Source organism: Lacinutrix cladophorae, from assembly GCF_053604645.1.
On the sequence record NZ_JBSHNR010000070.1, the window covers coordinates 68938 to 94728 of the forward strand.

Genomic DNA, 25791 nt, shown 5'->3' on the forward strand with positions numbered 1-25791 from the left:
GTAATTAAAAGTGATTTTTTAAAGCCTTAATAAGTTTGTCTCTGCTTTCTAGTCTATTGTATATGGAATCTTCAATTTCTATAATAGGAACAAGAGAAGTCTTGTCGTTCTTTCTATTTAGAAGCTCTTGCTGTATTTTTTGGTAATACTCTTTGTCTTCATCAATATTATAAATAGTATGTACAATATTATTGTCACTAAATAATTGAATTGTATTATCACATAAATCGCAGTAGTCTTTCACAAAAACAATAACAGGTTTGTTTTTTTTGCTTTCCTCAAAAGTAAAATCAATAGCGTTGGCTATCTTTTCTTTATCATGTCCAATTTCATTAACAATCATACCAAAGCTAAGGTTAGACTCGTCCGATATTTTAATTAAAGAAGCCATTTTTACTTCAGAGTTTGCAGGCACTATTTTTGTAACTGCATTTTGAGCTATTTTTCTATACCCAGCGGCATTAATTTTTATAAAAACTTCATAGTCTGTAGCGCTAGAATTAACAGCATAAACAGCAACGTGTTTCCCTTTTTCTTTCTTTTCAATAGAAATATGAGCATGGTTATTTTGTGCAAAACTTAATGCAGACACAAAAAAAAGTAAAAAATAAAAAGTAATTTTTTTCATTATTAGTTATAGATTTAAAAATAAGATAAATATAATAAAAAGTATATTTGCATAAACCATTCCAAACTAATGAATTTAAATTTAATAAAACCAATTTGTTTCTTCGACTTAGAAACTACAGGAATAAATATTTCAAAGGATAGAATAGTAGAAATTTCTATTTTAAAAGTTTTTCCCGATGGAAAGCAAGAAAGTAAAACCTGGAAAGTAAATCCAGAAATGCATATTCCAGAAGAAGTGACCTTGATTCATGGTATTTCTAACGAAGATGTTGCAGATAAACCAACCTTTAAGGAACTAGCAAAAGAAATTCATAACGTCATTAAAGATGCCGATTTAGGAGGCTTTAACTCCAACCGTTTTGATATTCCACTTTTAGCAGAAGAAATGCTACGTGCAGATGTAGATTTCGATATGAAAAATAGAGTATCTATAGATGTACAAACCATTTTTCATAAAATGGAACAACGTACATTGGTAGCGGCATATAAATTTTACTGCGATAAAGATTTAACAGATGCACATAGTGCAGAAGCAGATACCAATGCAACCTTCGAAGTATTAAAAGCACAAATAGAGAAATACGATACCTTAGAAAATGACACCAAGTTCCTAGCCGAATTTAGCTCTCGAAAAAAGTTTGCTGATTTTGCAGGATTTATTAATTTTAATAAAAATGGAGAAGAATGTTTTTCTTTTGGTAAGCATAAAACTAAGCGTGTTGTAGATGTGTTAAATGACGAGCCAGGTTATTTTGGTTGGTTATTAAATGCCGACTTTCCTTTATATACTAAAAAAGTATTAACAGCTATAAAATTGCGATCATTTAATAATAAATTGGGTTAGAACTTAATACTTTTTACCTTTACTAAATAAGGAAACCTGATACATTGAAGCCATAATGTTTTCGCTTTCGCGGAAACTAAAAATTATAAATTCGAAATGAAAATAATCTGCATAGGAAGAAATTACACAGATCACATTAAAGAATTAGAAAACGAAAAGCCAACAGATCCAGTTGTGTTTTTAAAACCAGATACAGCGATTCTATTAAAAAAGCAACCGTTTTTTATTCCAGACTTTTCACAGGATGTGCATTATGAAGTTGAAATTCTAGTGAAAATTAATAAAGTTGGTAAGCATATTCAAAAAAAGTTTGCACATAAATATTATGACCAAATCGGATTAGGAATAGACTTTACTGCAAGAGATTTGCAAGCAAAACTAAAAGAAAAAGGTTTGCCTTGGGAAAAAGCAAAATCCTTTGATGGAGCAGCGGTAGTTAGTAATTGGATAGAAAAAGCAGAGTTTCCAGATGTTGATAATTTAAATTTTTCGCTTCAAAAAAATGAAACCATTGTACAGCAAGGAAATACAAGCCTTATGCTATGGAAAATTGATGAAATTATAGAATATGTATCAAAATATTTTACTTTAAAGATTGGAGATATTATATTTACGGGAACTCCAGCAGGAGTTGGCAAGGTCGTTGCAAACGATAAACTAGTAGGAAGTATAGAAAATAAGCAAATGTTTTCAATAACAGTAAAATAAATGGAACAACATTACAAATTATCTCGAGTACGCGAATTAGCAGAAGGGGACCAAGAATTTATTAACATACTAGCGCAAACTTTTTTAGAAGAAGTTCCTGCAGATGCACAAATCTTAAAAGAATCGGTAGAAAATGACAACCATTTAGCGGCGTACCAAACTGCGCATAAAATGAAACCAACGATTGATATGTTTGAATTAGGTGTTCTTGAAGATTTAATTGAAGTACAAGATTGGGGGAAGTATGAAAAAAAAGAAATAGATATACTCCCTAAGCTACAAATTGTACTTGCAGCTGTAGAACAAGCATCTAACGAAATTCGTTCTGACTTTAATTTATAATGCAAGCAGAAATAATAACCATAGGCGACGAAATCCTAATTGGTCAAATTGTAGATACTAATTCTGCATTTATAGCTCAGCAACTTAATAAAATAGGCGTTTCTGTTTACCAAATAACATCTGTACAAGACGATAAAGAGCATATTCTAAAATCACTTCGTGAAGCAGAAGAAAATGCAGATATCATTATACTAACGGGAGGATTAGGACCAACAAAAGATGATATCACAAAAAAAACTATAGCAGCTTATTTTCAAGATATACTTATACAAAACAAAGCCGTTTTAAAAAATATAGAAACCCTTTGGGAAAAATATATTAAGCAACCACTTTCTCAAGTTAATATAGACCAAGCATTAATACCAAGCAAGGCTACTGCACTAATGAATAAAGTAGGTAGTGCACCAGGAATGTGGCTGGAAAAAGGTGCTAAAACCTTTATATCACTTCCAGGAGTGCCATTCGAAATGAAAGCCTTAATAGAACACGAGGTAGTGCCAAAACTTCAAAAAAAATATAAATTCCCATTCATACTGCACAAAACCTTACTTACTTATGGTATTGGTGAAAGTAATTTAGCAGCTAAAATTGAAACTTGGGAAGATCAATTACCAAAGCATATTAAATTAGCATACTTACCAAATTTAGGAAAAGTACGCTTGCGTCTTTCTGCAAAAGGAAATAATAAAGCAGAAATAATACAAGAAGTAGACCAGCAAATAAAGTTACTCCTACCACAAATAGAAGATTATTTTACAGGTTTCGAAGACCAAGAAGAAACCATAGAAGCAGCAATTGCAAAAAAACTAACCTTAAAAAAACAAACATTAGCAACTGCAGAAAGCTGTACAGGTGGAAAAATTGCTGAACAAATAACTGCAATTCCTGGAGCATCTTCATATTTTAAAGGGAGTGTGGTAAGTTATACCGAAGAAATAAAAAAAGAGATATTAAAAGTGCCAAAAGCACTTATAGCAAAACACACAGTCGTAAGCGCAGAAGTTGCAGAAGCAATGGCAGCAAGTGTTTTACAATTATTTAATACAGACTATGCAATAGCAACTACTGGAAATGCAGGACCAACCAAAGATAATACAACAGAAGAGGTAGGAACTGTTTTTATTGCAATTGCAACAAAAAACAATGTTTATTCCCAAAAATTCACTTTAGGACAACCCAGAATAAAGGTGATAAACAAAGCCGTAAATAAGGCTTTTGAAATGCTTAATAAAGAAATTTTAAAAAATAGATAAAAATAAGATTGTCAAAACATAAAGTATTTGTATATTTGCACCTCGTTTTGAAATAACAATAATACATTTAGAACAATGTCAAGAGTTTGTGAACTTACAGGAAAGAAGGCAATGGTTGGAAACAACGTGTCTCACGCAATGAATAAAACTAAACGCACATTTGATGCTAATTTAATCAAAAAACGTTTCTTTATTCCTGAGGAAGATAAGTGGATTACTTTAAAAATATCTACATCAGCATTAAAAACTATTAATAAAATAGGTATATCTGCTGCATTAAAAGAAGCAAGAACCAAAGGTTTTATTAAATAATAGCCGCATTTAAAAGTTTAAGAAAATGGCAAGAAAAGGCAACAGAGTACAAGTAATATTAGAGTGCACAGAGCACAAAGAGTCTGGTAAACCAGGAACTTCTCGTTATATTACTACAAAGAACAAAAAGAACACTCCAGATAGAATGGAAATTAAAAAATTCAATCCTATCTTAAAGAAGATGACTGTTCATAAAGAGATAAAATAATTAAAGATTTTTTATAAATCTTATAAAACATTAAATCATGGCAAAGAAAACCGTAGCATCATTACAAACTTCTTCTAAAAGATTAACTAAAGCAATAAAAATGGTAAAGTCTCCAAAAACAGGAGCTTACATGTTTGTTGAGTCTGTAATGGCACCAGAATTAGTAAGCGATTTTTTAGCAAAAAAATAAGTTTACTTTAAAAAAGATATTTTAAAGCTGCTTTCCAAAAGAAAGCGGCTTTTGTTTTATATTTACATTTCAAGTTAATGACAATATTTCAGGCTAATAAAAAAGGCTTGACTATTGTTATAGAAATATTAGCGTTCCCTAAAGGTCGCGCTTTCGCAAGTCGCTATCAGAGATGAGCTCCAACAATTGCTCTATCGCTAACGCAACTTCAGTTTAGTATCAACTAAACAGTAAACAATAAACAAAACGTAAAATGAGTTTTTTTAAAAAAATATTTTCTTCCGATAAAAAAGAAACACTAGACAAAGGTTTAGAAAAATCTAGCACTAATTTTTTAGGTAAGTTAAGCAAAGCAGTAGCTGGGAAATCTAAAGTAGATGACGATGTTTTAGATAACCTAGAAGAAGTATTAGTATCTAGCGATGTTGGTGTAAATACCACATTAAAGGTAATTACACGTATTGAAGAACGTGTAGCAAAAGACAAATACTTAGGTACAGACGAACTTAATAAAATACTTCGCGAAGAAATAGCTGGGTTATTAAGTGAAACCAATTCTGGAGAAGAAACCGAATACACTATTCCGCAATTACCAAAACAAGAAGATGGTAAAAAAACACCATATGTACTTATGGTTGTTGGAGTAAATGGTGTAGGAAAGACTACAACTATTGGTAAATTAGCATACCAATTTAAAAAACAAGGATTAAAAGTAGTGCTTGGTGCAGCAGATACTTTTCGTGCAGCAGCAATAGATCAATTACAAGTATGGGCAGACCGAGTAGATGTGCCAATGATACGTCAAGAAATGGGATCGGATCCAGCTTCCGTAGCTTTTGATGCTTTAGAATCTGGTGTAAATCAAAATGCAGATGTTATTATTATTGATACCGCTGGTCGTTTGCACAACAAAATAAATTTAATGAACGAGCTTACTAAAGTAAAACGTGTCATGCAAAAGGTAGTAGGAGATGCTCCACATGATGTGCTTTTAGTTTTAGATGGTTCTACTGGTCAAAATGCTTTCGAGCAAGCAAAACAATTTACTGCAGCAACAGAAGTAACAAGTTTAGCGGTTACCAAATTAGATGGAACGGCAAAAGGAGGAGTTGTTATTGGTATTAGTGATCAGTTTCAAATACCTGTAAAGTATATTGGTGTTGGAGAAGGTATTGAGGATCTTCAAGTATTTAATAAATTCGAATTTGTAGATTCTTTCTTTAAATAAGAAAATCATAAAAATAAAAAAAGCCTTAAGTAATCTTAAGGCTTTTTTTATTAATCAAAGGTGTTGCTTATTGTGCGGTAACCGTTATTGGTCCAACCCAATCACTATATCCATTAGTGCCTCCGCAATTAGCTCTTAGATAAAAATCATAAGCTTGTCCAGAACTTGTAGAACCATATGTAATCCTAACGCTATCAAAAGAAGTTGCTAATATATTTGCAGTTGATGCATTAAAAGTTGACCCAGCTATAATACGAGCTACTTCCCAGCTATTTTGAGTACTTGGGTGACTCCATGTAAAATCAAAATAATTACTGTTGTTGACGTCTGTTCCAGTTCCTGTAGAAGTAAAAGCGGTAGGGTCAATACAGTTTGGGTTAGAAGGGGGCTCCAAAGTGCTATGTGTATATGGTCCAACCCAAGTACTATAACCACTTTCATTACAATTGTTGCGTATATAAAAATCATAAGAAGTATCTGGATTTAGTCCATCCACTCTATAACTACTAGGGTAATTACTAGAAATTGTAATTGTTGTGCCAGATCCAAAAGCAAAGCCTTCTAAACCGTATTGGATTTCAGACCCACCATATTCACCATTAGACCAAGATAAGTCAATGTGTTCATGTGTTACAGAGTCTGGATATAATTCTACGCTAAGGTTATCCGGGTCATCACAGTAAGGATTACTCTCTAAAGTTACAAAAGAAAAAGGACCAGTCCAGTTGCTATACCCATTAGAATCATTACAATATACTCTAGTATAGAATGCATATTGTGTTAACGGATCTAAGCTAGTTACATCTGCATAGGTATCTGGTACTGTTAAAGTCGTTCCAGTACCTAGACTAAAACCAAGAGTACCATATTCTACTTGATATAGTGAAGAATTCACATTCGTGCTCCAGCTTAATGTTGCAGTTGTGTTGGTAAGATTATTGACATCTAAATTGCTAGGTTTAGAACAGTTGTTCGAATCTCCAGAGTCATCGCTTCCACAACTAATCATAAATAAAGAGATTGTAAATAATAAAATAATTTTTTTCATAAATAGATTTATAAGATTTTTCAGACGCGAATATATAGATTGTATTCAAAAAAAAAAAAACGAATATAGTTTGTTACTAAGTAATGGAATTAGATCGTTTTTATCTTTTCAACGTAAAATGACCAGAATTACTTTTACCACTTGCTCTAGTAACAGTAAACCAATAATCTGAATTTGGCATATATTGTCCGTTAAAAGTGCCATCCCAAGAGGTATTGGCGTTTAGTGTTTTAAGAAGTTTCCCATATCTATCAAATATTTGAATAATCATGGTAGGTTCCGTTTGAGAAAAAGGGATAGACCAAGTGTCATTATAGGAGTCTCCATTTGGGGTGAAGAATTTTGGATAACTAAGAATATATACCAGTTCTTCTATTGTACCACAACCGTTTTTGTCTCTAATATAAACCGTATACTCACCAGGGATTAACCCAGAAAACACATTGCTATCTTGGTAGTTTATAGCATCTAAGGAATATTCGTAATCTCCTAAACTTGTATCAGACAAATGCACCGTAATCGTATTTTTATTATCCGTCCAATCTTTTACAATTATATTCAAGACGATGGCAGTGTTTGATAATACTACTTGAAAGTTTTTTGTAGTAGAGCAGCTGTAATTGTTATAATCTTGTGTAACGGTTATGGAATACTCGCCAATATCTTCGATAGCAACAGTAATTTCTTGGGTTGTACTTCCGTTAGACCATAAATAACTGTCAAAACCATCTCCAGCATTCAAAATAATGCTGTTTTCTCCTTCACAAATACCAACAGAATCTGCTATTGGTATTATTGGCGACTCTTGAAAAAGTATGCTAATTTCTGCAATTTGAGAGCAATTATCAGAGGAGTCAATTCTTACGTATACGCTATATATATCTTCTAGCCATTCAAAATTTGTTGGAGCGGTAATAAGGTCTTCTTCTGCATCATTTTCAGCAGAGGAATAGGTTGTGAAATAATGAAACTCACAATCCAAACAATCCGTTATATCTAATTCGTAGCTTGTTAAATCTATAATTTCTGAAGCATCATTATATACATCACAAACGGTAGTTAAAACATCGTTTATAATTAAACTTGGAGCTATTATTTGTATAGAAATAGCTAATCTGTCTTCACTTTCACAACCATTAGTATTGGTATTTGTAGCATAGTAAGTCGTGTTGTTAATTAGATTGGTTGTTTCGGGAAGGATATTTCCGTTTGTTGCTGCATCATACCAAATAGCTGCTGTGTTCACTTCAATATCGCTAACGGTTGCGTTTTGTGTTGTGCAAAAAGTTTGTGCAGTTTCGGCTGTAGTAATTTCTGGCGTTTCAATAACTTCTACATAAAAAATATCAGAAGCTATCCTGCAAGACTCTGTATTAATATTTGCACCATTTGCAGCAGTTAATCGGTATAAGAAGGTGCCAGCAATGCCTGTGCTAGAATAGGTGTACGTTGTTGCTGTTTCTCCAGTAATATCCATCCAGGTTGCTCCATTATCTTCTGAGTATTGCCACTGGTATTGCGGATTGGAATACCCCGAAGAAATAGAGGTTTGAAAATTGTAGCTAACGGTGTCATTTTGGCAAACGATTATACTGGAGTCTAATTCTCCTTCAATAGCGTTTGTAATTGTTGGTCCGCAAGGTCGAAATGCGATATCATCTAGAGCAATATCATTGCCTGGATGTGCACTAGGAGCAGAGTTTAGTATACTTATAACGGCTTCTGTTTCATTTCCAAGAGTGAAAAAGAAACCATATTGTATCCAGGTACCAGAAGTGGTTTGTGCAATATCTTCTGTGTTATAAGCACCTAAAATGTTACCAGAGGTATCGCTTATTCTAAAGGTTACATCAGGATGGTACTCATCTGTTCCAACGGTAGGATTCATTAAATTAATCAACCAGGCAGAAAATTCGTAAGTAGTATCTGCACAAAGACCAGTTACTGTTTTGTTATAAAAAACACCTTCATCTGCAAGTACAGCACTATTTATAACCATCATATACCCATTAGTATTACCTGTGTGATCATTAGTTACATGCCAAGCATTACCTTTTAAACCACTTGTGGAATTGGCTATGGTGTATTCGCCTTCATCTAACTCTCCAACGGCACTATAAGTAAAAGCTGTAACATCATTACCTAAGGCGCTACCAACTCCCGAGCCAGAACCGAAATCTATTTCTACAACAGAATCTCCTAAGCTACCTTCACATAATTGTGCATGTGTTTGTAGAGTAAAGCAAAAAAGAATAACTAGAGCAAGTGGTTGTTTTATATACAAAGTATCATCATTTTCAATATCTCAAAAAGAAAATGGGATGCTTTTTAAGAATGTCTTGTCTTTTTAGATGCCATCTTTGTATAAAACTTGCGTTATCCATGCTATGTTTTATTTCAATATATAAAAAGCGGTAGTATAGTAATTACATTTACTATCGTGAATAAAGTACACCTCTAGAGGGTTCTAGTGTTTTTAAAAAATAAAATAGCTGTTATTCAACAATTTTTGAGCGGAAGTTAATTTATTACAAGATTTATTTTAGCCCATAAATCATTATCAAAAGTAGAAAGCCCAAAGTTTGTATCCTCTGCTGCTTCTCCCATTCTAATAACCACTAGTTTCTTACTAGGAACAATATATATTTTTTGATCGTTTTTTCCTAAGGCAGCATACATGTCGCTTGGCGCATTAGGGATTAAAGAACCAGAGAATTCAAACTGTGTTGTAGGTAAGTGATAAGTGGTTTTTCCATTTAGCCACCATAAATAGCCATAAGCATCATTTATATTTTGCGATGTATTTGTTGCTTGGCTAATATAGTTTGAAGATATAATTTGCGTGTCTTCCCATTTTCCGTTAGCAGAAGTTAATAATCCAAATCTGGCCATGCTTCTGGTGTCGCTCCAATATACACTTAAATCTCCTAATGGTATCCAGCTTCCAGACATGCCTATTCTGTCTTTTAATTTGGAGCTAAAATAGTTAGACCATGTTTGGTTACTGGCCTGCGCAACAACGTCTTGTAACTTTACATACACGTTATGATACGCCCATCGTTGTCCTGCATCTGCTATATATTGAAGGTTTGCTGGAGATACATCATCGCCTAAAGAGTCGTCCAAGCCAGAGCTCATAGATAATAGATGTTTGCAAGTAATTAAGTTTTCTTTTTCTATGGGAGCGCTAGTCCAACCAGTTCCTAAATAATCAGATACTTTAGTATTTGTATCTAGTAAACCTTCCTCTTCTGCTATTCCTGTTAGTGCAGATGTAAGTGTTTTTCCTGCGCTAGCCCAATACCAATTCGACGAAGCTGTGTGGTTATTCATGTATTGTTCTATAACTATTCTTCCGTTATAGAGCATAATAAATCCTTTAGTATTTTTTTCTTCTAAAAAATCGAATAAAGGTTGTAAGTTGTTTTCATCCCATCCTAATTCAGAAATAGGAGTAGTTTCCCAAGTGTTTGACGTAATAGGCGGAAAGTAAATGGATGTAGTATTGCTATCTTCTTCATCTTCTATTGCTTCATCTGAAGTTGCACAACTTACAAAGCTAATTAATATCCATAATAATAAGTAAACTTTAGTTTTCATAGTGTGGTTTTAATTTAAGACAGTGAAATATATAAAAGGTTTAATTAAGATTGTATCTTTGCACCCTAAAATTATAATTAGTAATCATTAAAAAGATTCCCGGTTTTTCGGGAAATAAATATGAGAACAAAGACGCTAAAAAAAAATAAAATCAACGTTGTTACTTTAGGATGCAGTAAAAATGTATACGATAGTGAAGTGTTAATGGGCCAACTTAAAGCTAATGGAAAAGAAGTTGTTCATGAAGAAGAGGGAAATGTCGTTGTAATAAACACTTGTGGTTTTATTAATAATGCGAAAGAAGAAAGCGTGAATACTATTTTAGATTTCATGCAAAAAAAGGAAGCTGGCGAAGTGGATAAAGTATTTGTTACTGGATGTCTTTCGGAAAGATATAAACCAGATTTACAAAAAGAAATACCTAATGTAGACCAATATTTTGGTACTACAGAGTTGCCTCAATTATTAAAAGCTTTAGGAGCAGATTATAAACACGAGTTGATTGGAGAGCGTTTAACAACAACACCCAAAAATTACGCATATTTAAAAATTGCCGAAGGTTGTGATAGACCATGTAGTTTTTGCGCTATACCTTTAATGCGTGGAAAACATAAAAGTACTCCAATTGAAGAGATTGTAATTGAAGCTGAAAAATTAGCAGCAAATGGAGTAAAAGAACTTATTCTTATAGCTCAAGATTTAACTTATTATGGTTTAGATTTATACAAAAAACGAAACTTAGCCGAACTTTTAGAAGCTTTAGTGAAAGTTAAAGGAATAGAGTGGATTCGTTTACATTATGCATTTCCAACCGGATTTCCGTTAGACGTTTTAGATGTTATGAATCGTGAGCCTAAAGTGTGTAACTATTTAGATATTCCATTACAACATATTAGCGATTCTATTCTAAAAAGTATGCGTCGTGGTACTACCAAAGAAAAAACAACAAAGTTAATTGGTCAGTTTCGTGAAGCAGTTCCTAACATGACAATTAGAACTACTTTAATTGTCGGTTATCCTGGAGAAACGGAAGAGAATTTTCAAGAATTAAAACAATGGGTTCAAGACATGCGTTTTGAACGTTTAGGTTGTTTTACTTATTCGCATGAAGAAAATACACATGCTTTTAATTTAGAAGATGATGTGCCAGAAGAAGTAAAAATGGATAGAGCAAATCAGATTATGGAGATGCAATCGCAAATATCTTGGGAATTAAACCAACAAAAAATTGGACAAGTTCTTAAGGTAGTTATCGATAGAAAAGAAGGGAACTATTTTGTTGGAAGAACAGAATTTGATTCTCCAGATGTAGATAACGAAGTGCGTATTGATGCCAGTAAAACGTATTTAAAGACAGGGGAATATACAACAGTTAAAGTTATTGAGGCAGAAGACTTTGACCTTTATGGTGAAGTTGTTTTAGAGTAATTAAATTAAATATAATCAATTGTAATCATGCTTGTCTAAGGGATAAGCATGATTTTTTTTGAAGTATATATTCTATTCTAGAAAAAATGATTTTGTTAATGGAATGTTAAAATCATAATTTTTTGAAACCTTGTTAATTCATTCTTCGTAGGTATTAGGTCTTTGGTAAAAAGACATATTGTTTAACTAATACCAAAACCAATGAAAAACAAAATTACTTTAATGCTTGCACTTATTTTAGCAGGTATTACTACAAACAATTCCTTTGCACAACTAGTTACTAGTGGAGCAGATGATGGATCAGATGGAACTTTACGTCAAGAAATATTAGATACACCACCTGGAGGTGAAATTACTTTTTCTAGCACTTTAGATGTTGTATTAACTATGGGAGAACTTATAATAGATAAAGAGCTTACTATTACTGGTCCAGTATCTATAGATGCAAATAATACAAGTAGAATATTTAATGTTACTAACGGACCTTTAGTATTAAACAATGTATTACTTACTAATGGTGAAGCTGATAATGGTGGAGCTATTTATACAACTTCATTAGTAACAATTAATAACTCGGAAATTACTGATAATATTGCTAACGGTACTTCGGGTTCTGGTGGTGGAATATTTATTGGAGTTAATGGTGGTTTAATTGTTAATAACACAACTATTTCATCAAATCTGGCAAATAGAGCTGGAGGAGGAATTGAAGACCAGTCAGGAGTAGGCTTGGGAGTTACGCTTAATAATGTAAACTTAAATAACAATAACGCTGGAGCTCCACCAACAGTAGCTGCACCCGGAAATGGTGGTGGATTACATATTACTGGTCCTGGTGACGCAATAATAAGTGGAGGTACCGTTACAGGAAATTTAGCTGGCTCCGAAGGTGGAGGCCTATGGAATGGCTCAGGAACGATGACTGTAGATGGTGTTATGATTAATGATAATGACGCTCAAGGGGAAGCAGCAGATAATGGAGGTGGAGGAATCTTTAATAATGGAGGTGTTTTAGTTGTACAAAATGGAACAACTATAATGAATAATATAGCTTCGGGAACATTAGGTTCTGGAGGGGGTATTTTTACATTAACCCCAGGAACTATAAGCGTAGACGGAATTACGATTTCTAATAATAGTGCTAACCGTGCCGGTGGTGGAATTGAAATTAGTTCGGCTAGTGGAGAAACTTATGCATTTAACAATGTGATATTAGACGGAAATACCATAAGTAGTCCAGCTCCTGGAAATGGAGGTGGACTTCATATTTCTGGACCTGGAAATGTAAATTATAATTGGGGATCTGTAGTTAATAATACTGCTTTTGAAGGTGGTGGATTATGGAATGGTTCTGGAACAATGATAATAACGGGAACCATGTTCACTAACAATACTGCTAATGGTGATACTACAGGAGGTGGAGCTTTATTTAATAATGGAGGAACTTTGGTAATTGATGCATCTACTAGTATTTCTGCTAATAGCGCAATAGGCAATACGCCAGGTGGTCGTGGTGGAGCGATCTTTAATAATACTGGAGGAATGTTAACCATTGCTTCAGGGTTAACCATCTCTGGTAACTATGCAAGTCGTGCAGGTGGAGCAATAGAAGATAATTCGGGAGGGATTTTAAATTTAAATGGTATAATATTAACAGGAAATTCTGCAGGAGTTGATATTGGATTAGGTACCATAGCAAATCCAGGGAATGGAGGAGCGATTCATTTATCTGGAACCACAAGTGCTACATTGAATAATTGTACTATTACTTCTAATATTGCAGCTTCTGAAGGAGGTGGCCTTTGGAATAATTTAGGGACTATGACTGTGAATAATACTTTGGTAGATAGTAATGAAGCGAAAGGAGATGCAGCAGATAATGGTGGGGCAGGAATCTTCAATAATGGAGGTACACTTGTTGTTGAAAATGCAACAGTAACAAATAATATTGCTACAGGAGCTTCAGGTTCTGGTGGCGGAGTTTTTTCTACAGGTGGAGAGGTAACCATTTCCGATTCAGAAATATTAATGAATATTGCTAATCGAGCAGGTGGAGGAATCGAATTAATAGAAGGGATTTTAAATAGTAATAATAATACAGTTAATTCAAATATTACAGGAAATGCGCCAGGAAATGGTGGCGGACTTCATATTACAGGAGCTGCAGATTCTAATATTACTGGAGGAACTTTTAATAATAATGTAGCTGCTCGTGAAGGTGGCGGATTATGGAATGGTACAGGAACGATGACTGTAGATGCGGTTAATATTGATGGAAACACTGCAAGTGGTCCAGCTACTGATGATGGTGGAGCAGGAATTTTTAATAATGGAGGTGAACTTGTAGTTCAAAATGCTACAATAATTAGCAACAATGTTGCTGATGGTACTTCTGGTTCTGGTGGTGGAATTTTAACTATTGGCGGAGATGTTACAGTTGATGGATCATCAATTATATTAAACCAAGCCAACAGAGCAGGTGGAGGAATTGAATTAGCAGGAGGAACATTAAACCTAATTAATCTAACTTTAGATATGAATAATGCTGGAGTTAGTCCTGCAGTTGCAGCACCAGGTTCTGGTGGAGGACTACATGTGTCTGGTTCGGCAAATACAAATATTACAGGAGGAACAACTAACGGAAACATCGCAACAAATGAAGGAGGTGGATTATGGAATGGTTCTGGAGTAATGACTATTGTAGATCATACAATAGATGGGAATACAGCATCTGGAAATGATATAGTAACAGCTGGAGCAGCTGGAGGTGGAGGAATCTACAACGAAGGTGGAATACTAGATGTGTCTGGTGCAACAGCAATAACAAATAATGTTGCAGATGGAGCACAATCTACAGGTGGTGGAATATTAAATGCAGCAGGAACTTTAATGGCAGATGGAATTTCAATAATGAATAATACATCAAACAGAGCAGGTGGAGGAATTGAAACGAATGGCGGTGGCACAGTAATACTAAACAATGTTAGTTTAAATTCTAACGATACAGGAATTGTTACTGGAACAGGAGCACCAGGGAATGGTGGTGGACTTCACGTAAGTGGAAACAGCCCTGTTACAGTAATAGGAGGAACTGTTAATATGAATACTGCAGCTTCAGAAGGTGGAGGGTTATGGAACGGAATGGGAGTTTTAACCGTTGATGGAGCAACAATAGATAGTAACATTGCTAGTGGAGCAACAGCCTCAGAAGGTGGTGGAGGAATCTACGCTTTAACAAACGGTACAGTAAATCTTATAAATGGAACAACAGTTTCAAATAACATAGCAGATGGAGCTTCAGGTTCTGGAGGTGGAATTTTAGTAGATGCAGATGCAAGCTTTAGTGCTACAGATTCATTTATTACAGGAAACCAAGCGAACAGAGCAGGTGGAGGAATAGAGGTTGTAGCCGGTGCTGGAACAGCTTCATTATTTAACACAGCTTTAGATAATAATAACGCAGGAGTTTCTCCAGCAGTAGCAGCACCTGGAAATGGTGGTGGCTTACATATTACAGGAATGCAAGACTTTACAATTACAGGAGGAACAGTTAATGGTAACCTTGCTGGTCGTGAAGGAGCTGGTCTTTGGAATGGAACCGGAGTTATGTTAGTAGATGGTGTAACGATTGATGCTAATACAGCATTTGGAAGTGCAGCGAATCAAGGTGGTGCAGGAATATTTAACAATGGAGGAACATTAGATGTTGTAAATGGAAGTATGATTTCTAATAACTTGTCAACTGGAGCTTCTGCTTCTGGAGGAGGTTTATTGAGTACTGCAGGAGAGGTAACTATTTCCGATTCAACTTTCGATTCTAATGCAGCAAATAGAGCAGGTGGAGCAATTGAAATTATAGATGGAATATTGACTTTTTCAAATTCTATAATGATTGGTAATGATGTGAATGGAACTGCTGGAACTGCAGCCCCAGGAAATGGTGGTGGATTACATATTACAGGAACAAGTGGAACAGTGTCTATTGATACAAGTACTATTTCTGGAAATACAGCTGCCAATGAAGGTGGTGGTTTATGGAATCAAAATGGAACAGTAATGAATGTTTCTATGTCTACAATAGATAATAATATTTCTGGTGAAGGTGGAGGAATCTTTAATAATACAGGGGCGATTACTAATGTTGTAACAAGTACAATCTCAGGGAATACAGCATCTATTTCTGGTGGTGGACTTTCTAATAATGGGGCTGTACTAGATCTTAATGCAGTGACCATAGTTATGAATACTACTTCAGGAATTGGAGGAGGAATAGATGCTGTTAATAATATAACTATAAAAAATAGTATTGTTGCTTTAAATACTGCGGCTTCTGGAATGGATGTTTCGGGTACATTAACATCAAACGATTATAATATAATTGGAACAGATGATTTATCGATATTTACTTCACAAGCAAATGATGTAGAAGAAGTAGACCCTTTAGTTGGTCCATTACAAGATAATGGGGGAACAACATTAACACATCAATTATTAGATAATTCTCCAGCTTTTGATGCAGCAGATCCTACAGATACTTTTGTTGATCAGATTGGTCAAAGTGTGTATGGTGTATCTCGTGATATTGGTGCCTATGAGTCTCAGATAACTTTATTATCGGTGGACGATTTTAATCAAATAGCTGTAGTGAGCATATATCCAAACCCTTCTAATGGAGCGTTTAATATTGTTTTAAAAAACGCAAATTCTAGAGATGTAAACGTAGAAATACATGCTATAACCGGAGCTTTAGTTAAAAAAATGAAATTAAATTACGGTTTAAATACGGTTAATATTAAAGGTTTTGCTTCTGGTATTTACATTGTAAATATTAAAACAGAATCATCTAACTCTTCGCATAAAATTGTAATGCAATAGTTTTAATGATTAATCCAAATTTTGTTATAAAAAAAGCCATCTCTAGAGATGGCTTTTTTTATATACTAGATGTATGGTAAATAATTATTTTTCTAAATTTTCAACAATAGCTTCAAAATATCTATCTGCAATTTCTTTTGCTCCTAATTCATTGTAATGTAAATTGTCTGCCATATAATCATCGGTCCAATTGGTAGACATATCTACAAGTATTATTTTAGATGCTTCATTGGTCTGTTCTAAAGCAATTGTAGCAAGTTGTTCTAGATAAGAATTATATGCGATAATACCATCAGGAGTCATAACATTAGATCTTCCTGGAGCAATGCGCTCTAAAAAAATAGTGATATTTGCATTGCTGTTTTGTAAAATATCTATGGTTTGATTTATGTTATCTATTATTTCTTCTACAGGAATACCTCTTACTAAATCATTTCCTCCTATACCTAATAAAACGACATCTGGAGTTCCTGCATCATCCATAACCTCTTCAATGTTCTCTAAAACATCTTCGCTTTTAAAACCGCCAATACCTTCATGATCTGGGTCAAAAGATTTTCCTGATAATAAGGGGTACGAAGTGTTATCATTCTGCGTACCAACATAATCAATGTCCCATTCGTTAGACACTAAATCTTTCCATAAATCGTATCTGTAACTTACAGAGTTACTAGTTGCTCCTTCCACTCTCGAATCTCCCAACGGCATAATCGTTATCGTGTTAGTATTAACATTATTTTGTGTAAAAGTATTAGAATTTTCTTCATTTTTGTGACAGTCTTGTAAAGCGAAAAATGTCGTTAAAACAAGAAACGGTAAAAGAATAGCTGTTTTTTTCATTAAAAATATTTTAAGGACTAATAGTTTTAAGAGACTAAAGATAAGTTATTTCCTTTTTATTTTGTTTTTATTAAGGGGGAAATTGAAAATAAAATATCTAAAAATTAAAGAATAAAACACTGTATCTTTACATAAAATATTAAAGTTTAATATGCCAACAGAATGTATCGCTTTTAAAAAAACCAACTATTTTTCATCTTTAATATGTGATTATTTAGAGGAAAAGGAACAACTACAATCTTTTTATAACAACTATCCAAAGCTTGAAAATTTTAAAGCACAAATAGAAGAGAAGCGAAACTCTGAAAATACTTCAGAAGCCAGTCGAAAAATTTTAGTAGAAACTTTAAAAAAGCAATATCAAAATATAGAAGCTTCAGCAAAAACGCTTCAAAATATTGAAGATTTAAAACATCAAAACACGTTTACAGTGACAACGGGCCACCAATTAAATTTATTTACAGGGCCTTTATATTTTTTATATAAAATTGTTTCTGCAATAAATTTAGCTTCACAATTAAAACAAGCATATCCAGATAATAATTTTGTGCCAATATATTGGATGGCAACCGAGGATCATGATTTTGAAGAAATTAATTATTTCAACTTTAAAGGAAAAAAAGTACAGTGGAATAGAAATGTATCTGGAGCAGTTGGAGAACTAACAACAGAAGGTTTAGAAAAAGTTTTCGAAGTATTTACCAAAGAACTTGGTGTAGGAAAAAATGCTGAAACTTTAAGAGAATTGTTTCAGTTTGCTTATTTAAAACATACTAATTTAGCAGATGCAACTTTGTATTTAGCAAATGCTTTATTTGCTAAATATGGTTTGGTTATAATAGAAGCAAACACGAAAAACTTAAAGCAATTATTTATACCATTTATTGAAGAAGAACTACTAAAACAAACTTCTTTTGCTACAGTTTCGGAAACAAACAAGCAATTAGAACAATTACCTAATGTTAGTAAAATACAGGTAAACCCAAGAGAAATAAATCTATTCTATTTAAATAAAAATCTTCGCGAACGTATTGTTTTAGAAGATAATGTATACAAGGTTCTAAATACAAATATTACATGGAGCAAGAGCGAGATACTTAAACACCTTCATGAAGCACCGCATCGATTTAGTCCAAATGTAATAATGCGTCCTTTGTATCAAGAAGTTATTTTACCAAACCTTTGTTATATTGGTGGTGGTGGAGAATTAGCCTATTGGTTACAATTAAAAGATTATTTTAAAGCCGTAAAAGTAACTTTCCCAATGTTGTTATTAAGAAACTCCGTTTTAATTAAAACCGAAAAACAAGCAGGAAAATTAGATAAGCTTCATATTAGTAACGAAGACCTTTTTTTAAAGCGTGATGCTTTTATTAATAAAAAAGTAAGACAAATTTCTAATATCGATATCGATTTTTCAGAGCAATTAAAACATTTACAACAACAATTTAAAGACTTATACACTTTAGCTGATAAAACAGATCAATCTTTTGTTGGTGCAGTAGCATCTCAAGAAAAAAAACAGATAAACGGCTTGATGCAACTTGAAAAACGTTTACTTACCGCACAAAAACGCAAATTAAAAGATCAAGTTTCCCGTATGACAGAACTGCAAAACGAGCTATTTCCTAATGGCAGTTTACAAGAGCGTAACACTAATTTTTCGGAATTATACTTAGCGTTTGGGGAACAACTAGTGCCAAAACTAATCGAAGTATTAAAACCACTACAAGGTGACTTTACGATATTAACAATGTAAGTCTTTTAATGTTTAAAATTCTATTAAAAAAGTTTAAGTATCGTTCATGATTAAAAAATCAATTCCTATTTTTGCGCATGCAACACAACAAGGTACTTATATTAGATTTTGGATCGCAATACACACAACTAATTGCGCGAAGAGTTAGAGAGCTTAACATCTTATCCGAAATACATCCATTTAACAAAATTCCGTTAAACATAGAAGATTACAAAGCTGTAATACTTTCTGGTAGCCCAAACTCTGTACGAGGAGAAGATGCTTTACATCCAGATTTATCTAAAATAAGAGGTCATAAGCCCTTATTAGCAGTATGTTATGGCGCACAATATTTAGCACATTTTTCAGGAGGAGAAGTAGCTCCTTCAAATACCAGAGAATATGGTAGAGCGAACTTAAGTTTTGTAGACGATTTAGACCCTTTTTTTAGCACAATTTCTAAAGGAAGCCAAGTATGGATGAGCCATAGCGATACCATTAAAGTATTACCTACCAATGCTGTGCTTTTAGCAAGCACTCATGATGTAGAAAATGCAGCTTATAAAATTGAAGGCGAGCAAACTTATGCAATTCAATTTCATCCAGAAGTGTATCACTCTACAGACGGAAAACAATTACTAGAAAATTTCTTAGTAAATATCGCTAATCTGGATCAAGACTGGACCCCAGATTCTTTTGTAGACGAAACCGTTCAGGATTTAAAAGATCAGTTAAAAAAAGATAAAGTAGTATTAGGCTTATCAGGAGGAGTAGATTCTTCGGTAGCAGCAATGTTATTACACAAAGCTATTGGTGAAAACCTTTACTGCATTTTTGTAAACAATGGTTTACTACGTAAAAACGAATACCAAAGTGTATTAGACCAATACCAAGGTATGGGTTTAAATGTAAAAGGTGTAGATGCTTCGGCACGCTTTTTGGATGCACTTGCTGGATTGAGCGATCCAGAATTAAAGCGTAAAGCAATTGGTCGTGTGTTTATTGAAGTTTTCGATGACGAAGCACATCAAATTGAAGACGTAAAATGGCTAGCGCAAGGTACCATTTATCCAGATGTTATCGAAAGTGTTTCGGCAACAGGAGGACCAAGTGCAACCATAAAAAGTCATCATAATGTTGGTGGTTTACCAGACTTTATGAAACTAAAAATCGTCGAACCTCTAAAAGCATTATTTAAAGATGAGGTTCGTCGCGTAGGTGCTTCCATGAACATGGATAAAGCCTTGTTAGGTCGTCATCCATTTCCAGGACCAGGACTTGCAATTCGTATTTTAGGAGACATCACTCCAGAAAAAGTTCGTATTTTGCAAGAAGTAGATGCTGTATTTATAGACAATCTAAAAAAATGGAATCTATACGATAGCGTTTGGCAAGCAGGAGCAATCCTACTTCCAGTAAATAGCGTTGGTGTCATGGGAGATGAGCGAACTTACGAAAAATGTGTAGCACTACGAGCAGTAGAAAGTACAGATGGTATGACCGCAGATTGGGTAAATTTACCATACGAGTTTTTACAAAAAACGAGTAACGAGATAATAAATAAAGTAAAAGGCGTTAATAGAGTAGTGTACGACATTAGTAGCAAGCCACCAGCAACCATTGAGTGGGAATAACAAATTCCTTTGAAAAAAGGAATATCATAAATAGTAATTATGGCGTTCCTTTTTGAAAAAAAACAAAAAGTCAGGCTTTACGTTGCAATCTTTTTTAAGAAAAATAAAAAAGGATTTACACTGCAATCCTTAACGCAAGCATACTTGCAAATGTAAGTGACATTTATAAGTTAAGGAGCATTAATAGAGATAAGGAACATTAAATAGATACCTGTTTTCGCAGGCATTAATATGAAAAAAATAATATATATATTCAGTTTCGTTTTAATATTCAGTAGTATTACAACAATACAAGCACAAGAATATAAAACACATAGAGTACAATCTGGAGAAACCATAGAGTTAATTGCAAAGCAATATAATGTAACACCTTACGATATATATGCATTAAATCCAGATGCAAAAAAAGAACTAAAACAAAATGCAGTTCTAATCATTCCAAAATCTAAAATTGCAAAACCGCAAACTAAAACTACAACTGTAAGAGAGTTTGTAAATTTTAGAGAACACAAAGTAAAACGTAAAGAAACGCTTTACAGTTTGTCAAAAAAATATAATGTAGAACAGGACGAAATTAAAAAGCACAACCCTTCACTATATGCGAATAACTTACGTAAAGGAGATAAAATTAAAATTCCTGTATACAAAACAAAAACAGTAGTTGAGACAGTAAAAACAACAAGTGATTATACGGTTTTACCAAAAGAAGGGAAATGGCGAATTGCATATAAATACGGAATTACAGTAGACGAGCTAGAAGCATTAAACCCAAATATGCCTGCAACACTTAATGTTGGTCAAGTAATACAAGTACCAAATTTAGAAACTGCAGCGGTAAAAGAAATAGACGAAAGATACTCGTACTACTCGGTGTTACCAAAAGAAGGTTTTTATCGTTTAAAAATTAAATTAGGATTAGAGCAGGAAGAACTAGAAGCTTTAAATCCAGAATTAAAAGAAACAGGATTAAAATCAGGTATGGTTTTAAAGATTCCGTTTTCTAGTAAAATTACCGAAACAGGCGAATCTATTTCTGGCGACATACAAACTACAACATCCAGTTTAATAAGTAACATTAGAAATTACGAAACGAAGAACATTGCTATTATGCTGCCTTTTAGATTAAATCGAGTAAATGCAGATTCGGTTTACGATGCTAAAAAGCAAATTGAAAACGATAATTTTTTAAGCACCTCTTTAGATTTTCATTCTGGTGTTTTGATGGCTGTAGACTCTCTAAAAAAATTAGGAATCTCCCTAAAAGTAGATGTGTATGATACTAAAAACCAATTAAGCGAAGTTTCCTATTTGCTTAATTCTAAAAATATAGAAAATGCAGATGCTGTAATTGGACCATTAATGCCTAAAAATTTTGAGCGTGTAGCTTCCGAGTTAAAAAGAAACAACGTTCCTGTAATTTCTCCTAATTTAAAGGATTTAAAACTATCAGAAAATGTGTTTCAATCCATGCCTTCTTCAGCATTGTTAAAAACAAAAATGATCGATTTTGTTAAGGCAGATAGCACAAAAAATCATGTCATTATTATTGCAGATGCTAAAAATGCAGCTACAAGTAATGCTCTAAAAAGAGAGTTAGGTACAGCATCACAAATACACTCCAGAAAAGATAAAGAAGGAAAAGATTCGTATTACGTTTTAGAAGAAGATATTATTGCAAAACTAAAACCAGGAAAAAATATTATCTTTTTAGAAACCGAGAATTTTGTATTTGTATCTAATGTTACTAGTATTTTAAATTCGTTAAATAACGACGAAAATAAAATTGTTTTAGTTACAACAGACATGAATGATGCTTTCGAGAATGATGAAATTTCTAATTATCATTTATCTAATCTAAACTTTCATTTTCCTACTGTTTCTAAAACCTATAACGAAGACGATAATAACGGTTTTGCTAAACAATACAGTAAAAAATATGGAGCTACACCAAACAAAACGGCAGTTCGAGGTTTCGATTTAATGATGGATGTTGTTTTACGTCTTTCAGCTTCAGAAAACATATATAACTCGGTAAACGAATTTCCCTTAACCGAATACCTAGAAAACAAATTCGCTTACCATAAAAACTTATTTGGAGGTTATTATAATAATACGGTTTATGTGGTAAAATATCAAGATTTAAAAATTGTAGAAGCTAAATAAATGTTTTTAAGATGCTTTTTTATTATTTTTTGTATTCTCACACTTCATAAAGAGGAGTCTACAATTGCTTGGAGCGAATCGTATATGCTTTCATGGGATGATTTTAAGGGGCCAATAAAAAAGGATACAGATGCAGTTGCAACAACAGCTTCGGGTATTACGTTTAGTTATTCCATTAAAAAAACAAGTGTAGAAGTTGTTGGTTTTAAAACTAAAATACAAGCGCATTTCTATCCTAAAAAATCTTGGTATAAACCAGAGCAAGCAGATAACCACATATTAGCACATGAGCAGTTTCATTTTAATATAACAGAGCTGCATACTAGAAAGTTTAGGCAGCGTGTAGCACAGTTGCAAGTTTCCTCTAATATAAGCAAGCAATTAGATAAAATACATCAAGAAATTAATCAAGAACTTTCTAGCCTTCAAAAACAGTATGATGCAGAAACCGATTTTTCTAGAAACTACGAGATGCAATCACATTGGCAAAACCATATTGAAACAGAATTAGCCAAATTAGATAATTATAAATCTAAAGAATAGGCATGCAACTTCAGCCAGATAAAGAGTTTCTTGTAAAACTAGCACATACAAAAATGCCATTTGGTAAGTATGAAGGTCGGTATTTAATAGATTTACCAGAATACTACGTGGTTTGGTATCATAACAAAGGATTCCCTAAAGGAAAACTTGGAGAAATGCTTGAAACGGTATATACTTTAAAACTAAATGGCTTAGAAAATTTGATTAGAAATATACAAAATAATTTTTCTAAGCCTTAGGTCTTGAAGGTTTGATTAATTTGTTTGTTGTTAGGTTAAGTAACTAATTTAGTAAATGTAAACCGTTTAGAAAATTCAAGTAGATTTTTAAGTATACTATAGTTAAAAATGAATGATACATCGTGTTATATAGCGTTTTCTTTTTGCCAATCGTTTTTCAGATATTTTAATGCGTCTTCCAGAGCTTTTCTTGAAGGTTTAGGATTAAAATCTAGTTCTTCTTTTGATTTACTAATATCATAATCTTGTTTTAAACCATAAAACATATCTACGTAATGTCTCTGTAATAAAGGCTCTTTCCCTGTCAGTTTACTACTAAATTCCATTAAACCAGCAACAGAATATAATAGACATTTTGGTGCTTTTTTAGGTGTTTTTAGTTTTAGTTCAGGATATAATTCTGAGGCTATTTTTACTGTTTCTTGTATCGTAGTGTGTTGTTCGTTCGATAAAATATAACGTTCTCCATTTCTGCCTTTTCGCATTGCTTGATAAGCACCAAAAGCAACATCTTTTACATCAACCCAATTTAAAGTCATGTTTGTATCTACAGGAATCTCTCCATTTAAAGCTTGATGAACTAAATTATTACTGTAACTTAATTTATGAGCTTCACATCCAATCATAGCAGAAGGCAAAATCAAAACGGTTCTGATATCGTATTTTTCACCCAATTCTAATGCTAATTTATCGGAATCGTTTTTAGAGTTATAATACCAATTTCTTCTGTCTTTGTTATATCCATTGTCCACATTAGCGGGTAATTTGGTAAAATCTAAACTAGCTACAGAACTTACATATACAATGTTTTTAACACCACATTCTTTTGCCATATCAAACACATTTTGTGTTCCTTGCATATTATTATCATAAATTTCAGTTATTGGGTCTTTTGCCCACATGCTAAAATTTGCAGCCACTGCATATACGTTTGTAACTCCTTGAAATGCTTTTTCAAGTGATTTCCTATCCATAAGATCTGCCTGTACAACTTCGCAATCTAAACCTTCAAAAGGTTTCGTGTTTTTGGTGTTTCTAACAGTAGTCCTTACGTTTTGATTATTTGAAAGTAATAACCTAACTAAGTTGTTTCCTAAATGACCTGTTCCTCCTGTTACTAATGAAATTTCGTTGCTCATAATTATTAAATTTTGTTTGAACAAATTTCGATAGATTTGAAGCGCTTAGAAATAACATTTGTTAGAAAGCGATTTGTTTTCTAATACGACTTAAAGATTGAGGTTCCATTCCTAAAAAAGAAGCGATATTGTCAATAGATACATTTAAAGCTAAATTTGGATACTGATTTACAAATTTTAGATAACGCTCTTTTGCTGTTAAAACTTGAAAATCTTTAACACGCTCTAATTTACAATTCAAATGCGCATTGGTTACATCTTTTACAAATATTGCCCAGAATTTTGTTTCTTTTTGTAAAATGTCAAAATCAGGTTTTGATATTTTTATAAGGCTACAATCTGTGATAGCCTCATAATAATCTAGAGAAGGTGTTTCAGTCATAAAACTATCTAAAGAAGTGAAGAAATCTTGTTCCGTTACAAGGTGCTGTACAATAATTTTTCCGTCGATATTTTGATATCCTTTTACAATACCTGTATCTATAAAATAAATGTATCGCTCCACTTTTCCTGCTTCTAAAAGATTCGTTTTTGCAGGAATTTTTTCGGAAACGAAATGTTTATTTATTAATTCAATTTCGTTTTGAGTTAAAGTGGTTTTTGATTGTATGTAATTAATTAGATTTTCCATTGTTGTGTTATAATGGTATATAATAATTCTGTAATAAAAAAATGTTTTAATAACCAGTCAGGCTAGTCACATATGTTTTTATCAAGCTTGAAACGAAGTTCGACATTTTTTCTGACAAATTCAAATAACATACGCTTCTAAAACGCCTTAAAACTACTTATTAATTTGACTAAAAATAAAACACTAAAAACGGAAAAT

At 33.1% G+C, this 25791-nt stretch carries 22 protein-coding genes; 15 read left to right on the top strand and 7 right to left on the bottom strand.

Annotated features, from left to right (window positions below; translation table 11 throughout):
* Nucleotides 1–4: 4 nt before the first annotated feature.
* On the bottom strand, nt 5–628 hold the full coding sequence (locus tag ACVC3Y_RS01080; RefSeq protein WP_452225860.1) for a glutaredoxin family protein: 624 nt from the start codon (nt 626–628) through the stop codon (nt 5–7).
* A 69-nt stretch (nt 629–697) separates the two neighbouring features.
* On the opposite strand from ACVC3Y_RS01080, the gene ACVC3Y_RS01085 reads away from it, so the two are divergent.
* From ACVC3Y_RS01085 to ftsY, 8 genes are all read left to right on the top strand, one after another.
* On the top strand, nt 698–1474 hold the full coding sequence (locus ACVC3Y_RS01085) for a 3'-5' exonuclease (RefSeq protein WP_303424837.1): 777 nt from the start codon (nt 698–700) through the stop codon (nt 1472–1474).
* Nucleotides 1475–1570: 96 nt separating this feature from the next.
* Nucleotides 1571–2182, top strand: a complete 612-nt coding sequence (locus ACVC3Y_RS01090) for a fumarylacetoacetate hydrolase family protein (protein ID WP_303424839.1) — start codon at nt 1571–1573, stop codon at nt 2180–2182.
* Entirely contained in the window at nt 2183–2524 is a 342-nt protein-coding gene (locus tag ACVC3Y_RS01095) for an Hpt domain-containing protein (protein WP_303424841.1), read from the top strand.
* Nucleotides 2524–3777 (top strand): competence/damage-inducible protein A, encoded by a 1254-nt coding sequence (locus ACVC3Y_RS01100; protein ID WP_452225861.1) that lies wholly within the window; start codon nt 2524–2526, stop codon nt 3775–3777. Before ACVC3Y_RS01095 ends, ACVC3Y_RS01100 begins: the two co-directional genes overlap by 1 nt.
* Before the next feature lie 75 nt (nt 3778–3852).
* Complete coding sequence (gene rpmB, locus ACVC3Y_RS01105) at nt 3853–4089, top strand: 50S ribosomal protein L28 (protein WP_072351244.1); 237 nt, start codon at nt 3853–3855, stop codon at nt 4087–4089.
* A gap of 25 nt (nt 4090–4114) precedes the next feature.
* A complete protein-coding gene (gene rpmG / locus ACVC3Y_RS01110) occupies nt 4115–4297 on the top strand; it encodes a 50S ribosomal protein L33 (protein WP_215967105.1) in 183 nt (60 codons plus the stop codon).
* 37 nt (nt 4298–4334) lie between these two features.
* On the top strand, nt 4335–4487 hold the full coding sequence (locus ACVC3Y_RS01115) for a DUF4295 domain-containing protein (protein WP_303424862.1): 153 nt from the start codon (nt 4335–4337) through the stop codon (nt 4485–4487).
* 253 nt (nt 4488–4740) lie between these two features.
* Entirely contained in the window at nt 4741–5715 is a 975-nt protein-coding gene (ftsY, locus tag ACVC3Y_RS01120) for a signal recognition particle-docking protein FtsY (RefSeq protein WP_303424865.1), read from the top strand.
* 67 nt (nt 5716–5782) lie between these two features.
* On the opposite strand, the gene ACVC3Y_RS01125 is transcribed toward ftsY, so the two are convergent.
* From ACVC3Y_RS01125 to ACVC3Y_RS01135, 3 genes are all read right to left on the bottom strand, one after another.
* Entirely contained in the window at nt 5783–6763 is a 981-nt protein-coding gene (locus ACVC3Y_RS01125; RefSeq protein WP_452225862.1) for a fibronectin type III domain-containing protein, read from the bottom strand.
* Nucleotides 6764–6863: 100 nt separating this feature from the next.
* Entirely contained in the window at nt 6864–9047 is a 2184-nt protein-coding gene (locus tag ACVC3Y_RS01130) for a T9SS type B sorting domain-containing protein (protein WP_452225863.1), read from the bottom strand.
* Nucleotides 9048–9283: 236 nt separating this feature from the next.
* Nucleotides 9284–10363 carry a serine hydrolase domain-containing protein gene (locus ACVC3Y_RS01135; protein WP_303424871.1) on the bottom strand — a complete coding sequence of 360 codons (1080 nt, stop codon included), beginning with the start codon at nt 10361–10363 and terminating at the stop codon, nt 9284–9286.
* Nucleotides 10364–10483: 120 nt separating this feature from the next.
* Here ACVC3Y_RS01135 and rimO point away from each other — a divergent pair, with 120 nt between their 5' ends.
* The gene (rimO, locus tag ACVC3Y_RS01140) at nt 10484–11791 is read left to right on the top strand and encodes a 30S ribosomal protein S12 methylthiotransferase RimO (RefSeq protein ID WP_452225864.1); all 1308 of its coding nucleotides are present in this window, start codon (nt 10484–10486) and stop codon (nt 11789–11791) included.
* Nucleotides 11792–11992: 201 nt separating this feature from the next.
* Nucleotides 11993–16666: a choice-of-anchor Q domain-containing protein gene (locus ACVC3Y_RS01145; protein ID WP_452225865.1), complete on the top strand. Its 4674-nt coding sequence runs from the start codon at nt 11993–11995 to the stop codon at nt 16664–16666.
* Between the two features lie 84 nt (nt 16667–16750).
* On the opposite strand, the gene ACVC3Y_RS01150 is transcribed toward ACVC3Y_RS01145, so the two are convergent.
* On the bottom strand, nt 16751–17506 hold the full coding sequence (locus ACVC3Y_RS01150; protein ID WP_452225866.1) for an SGNH/GDSL hydrolase family protein: 756 nt from the start codon (nt 17504–17506) through the stop codon (nt 16751–16753).
* Nucleotides 17507–17657: 151 nt separating this feature from the next.
* On the opposite strand from ACVC3Y_RS01150, the gene bshC reads away from it, so the two are divergent.
* The 5 genes from bshC (at nt 17658) to ACVC3Y_RS01175 (ending at nt 23823) form a co-directional block, all read left to right on the top strand.
* Nucleotides 17658–19265, top strand: a complete 1608-nt coding sequence (gene bshC, locus ACVC3Y_RS01155) for a bacillithiol biosynthesis cysteine-adding enzyme BshC (RefSeq protein ID WP_303424880.1) — start codon at nt 17658–17660, stop codon at nt 19263–19265.
* Nucleotides 19266–19342: 77 nt separating this feature from the next.
* Nucleotides 19343–20878, top strand: a complete 1536-nt coding sequence (gene guaA, locus ACVC3Y_RS01160; RefSeq protein ID WP_303424883.1) for a glutamine-hydrolyzing GMP synthase — start codon at nt 19343–19345, stop codon at nt 20876–20878.
* A gap of 231 nt (nt 20879–21109) precedes the next feature.
* Nucleotides 21110–23041, top strand: a complete 1932-nt coding sequence (locus ACVC3Y_RS01165; RefSeq protein WP_452225867.1) for a LysM peptidoglycan-binding domain-containing protein — start codon at nt 21110–21112, stop codon at nt 23039–23041.
* Nucleotides 23042–23584 carry a DUF922 domain-containing protein gene (locus ACVC3Y_RS01170; protein WP_452225868.1) on the top strand — a complete coding sequence of 181 codons (543 nt, stop codon included), beginning with the start codon at nt 23042–23044 and terminating at the stop codon, nt 23582–23584.
* Between the two features lie 2 nt (nt 23585–23586).
* A complete protein-coding gene (locus ACVC3Y_RS01175; RefSeq protein ID WP_303424890.1) occupies nt 23587–23823 on the top strand; it encodes a DUF3820 family protein in 237 nt (78 codons plus the stop codon).
* 125 nt (nt 23824–23948) lie between these two features.
* Here ACVC3Y_RS01175 and ACVC3Y_RS01180 read toward each other — a convergent pair whose 3' ends face one another.
* A complete protein-coding gene (locus ACVC3Y_RS01180; protein WP_452225869.1) occupies nt 23949–24962 on the bottom strand; it encodes an NAD-dependent epimerase/dehydratase family protein in 1014 nt (337 codons plus the stop codon).
* 61 nt (nt 24963–25023) lie between these two features.
* Entirely contained in the window at nt 25024–25593 is a 570-nt protein-coding gene (locus ACVC3Y_RS01185) for a Crp/Fnr family transcriptional regulator (protein ID WP_452225870.1), read from the bottom strand.
* Between the last annotated feature and the right edge of the window lie 198 nt (nt 25594–25791).

Coding starts and splice junctions, on each gene's coding strand:
- ACVC3Y_RS01080 (WP_452225860.1), bottom strand. CDS start 628: ATGAAAAAAATTACTTTTTATTTTTTACTTTTTTTTGTGTCTGCATTA.
- ACVC3Y_RS01085 (WP_303424837.1), top strand. CDS start 698: ATGAATTTAAATTTAATAAAACCAATTTGTTTCTTCGACTTAGAAACT.
- ACVC3Y_RS01090 (WP_303424839.1), top strand. CDS start 1,571: ATGAAAATAATCTGCATAGGAAGAAATTACACAGATCACATTAAAGAA.
- ACVC3Y_RS01095 (WP_303424841.1), top strand. CDS start 2,183: ATGGAACAACATTACAAATTATCTCGAGTACGCGAATTAGCAGAAGGG.
- ACVC3Y_RS01100 (WP_452225861.1), top strand. CDS start 2,524: ATGCAAGCAGAAATAATAACCATAGGCGACGAAATCCTAATTGGTCAA.
- rpmB (WP_072351244.1), top strand. CDS start 3,853: ATGTCAAGAGTTTGTGAACTTACAGGAAAGAAGGCAATGGTTGGAAAC.
- rpmG (WP_215967105.1), top strand. CDS start 4,115: ATGGCAAGAAAAGGCAACAGAGTACAAGTAATATTAGAGTGCACAGAG.
- ACVC3Y_RS01115 (WP_303424862.1), top strand. CDS start 4,335: ATGGCAAAGAAAACCGTAGCATCATTACAAACTTCTTCTAAAAGATTA.
- ftsY (WP_303424865.1), top strand. CDS start 4,741: ATGAGTTTTTTTAAAAAAATATTTTCTTCCGATAAAAAAGAAACACTA.
- ACVC3Y_RS01125 (WP_452225862.1), bottom strand. CDS start 6,763: ATGAAAAAAATTATTTTATTATTTACAATCTCTTTATTTATGATTAGT.
- ACVC3Y_RS01135 (WP_303424871.1), bottom strand. CDS start 10,363: ATGAAAACTAAAGTTTACTTATTATTATGGATATTAATTAGCTTTGTA.
- rimO (WP_452225864.1), top strand. CDS start 10,484: ATGAGAACAAAGACGCTAAAAAAAAATAAAATCAACGTTGTTACTTTA.
- ACVC3Y_RS01145 (WP_452225865.1), top strand. CDS start 11,993: ATGAAAAACAAAATTACTTTAATGCTTGCACTTATTTTAGCAGGTATT.
- ACVC3Y_RS01150 (WP_452225866.1), bottom strand. CDS start 17,506: ATGAAAAAAACAGCTATTCTTTTACCGTTTCTTGTTTTAACGACATTT.
- bshC (WP_303424880.1), top strand. CDS start 17,658: ATGCCAACAGAATGTATCGCTTTTAAAAAAACCAACTATTTTTCATCT.
- guaA (WP_303424883.1), top strand. CDS start 19,343: ATGCAACACAACAAGGTACTTATATTAGATTTTGGATCGCAATACACA.
- ACVC3Y_RS01165 (WP_452225867.1), top strand. CDS start 21,110: ATGAAAAAAATAATATATATATTCAGTTTCGTTTTAATATTCAGTAGT.
- ACVC3Y_RS01170 (WP_452225868.1), top strand. CDS start 23,042: ATGTTTTTAAGATGCTTTTTTATTATTTTTTGTATTCTCACACTTCAT.
- ACVC3Y_RS01175 (WP_303424890.1), top strand. CDS start 23,587: ATGCAACTTCAGCCAGATAAAGAGTTTCTTGTAAAACTAGCACATACA.
- ACVC3Y_RS01180 (WP_452225869.1), bottom strand. CDS start 24,962: ATGAGCAACGAAATTTCATTAGTAACAGGAGGAACAGGTCATTTAGGA.
- ACVC3Y_RS01185 (WP_452225870.1), bottom strand. CDS start 25,593: ATGGAAAATCTAATTAATTACATACAATCAAAAACCACTTTAACTCAA.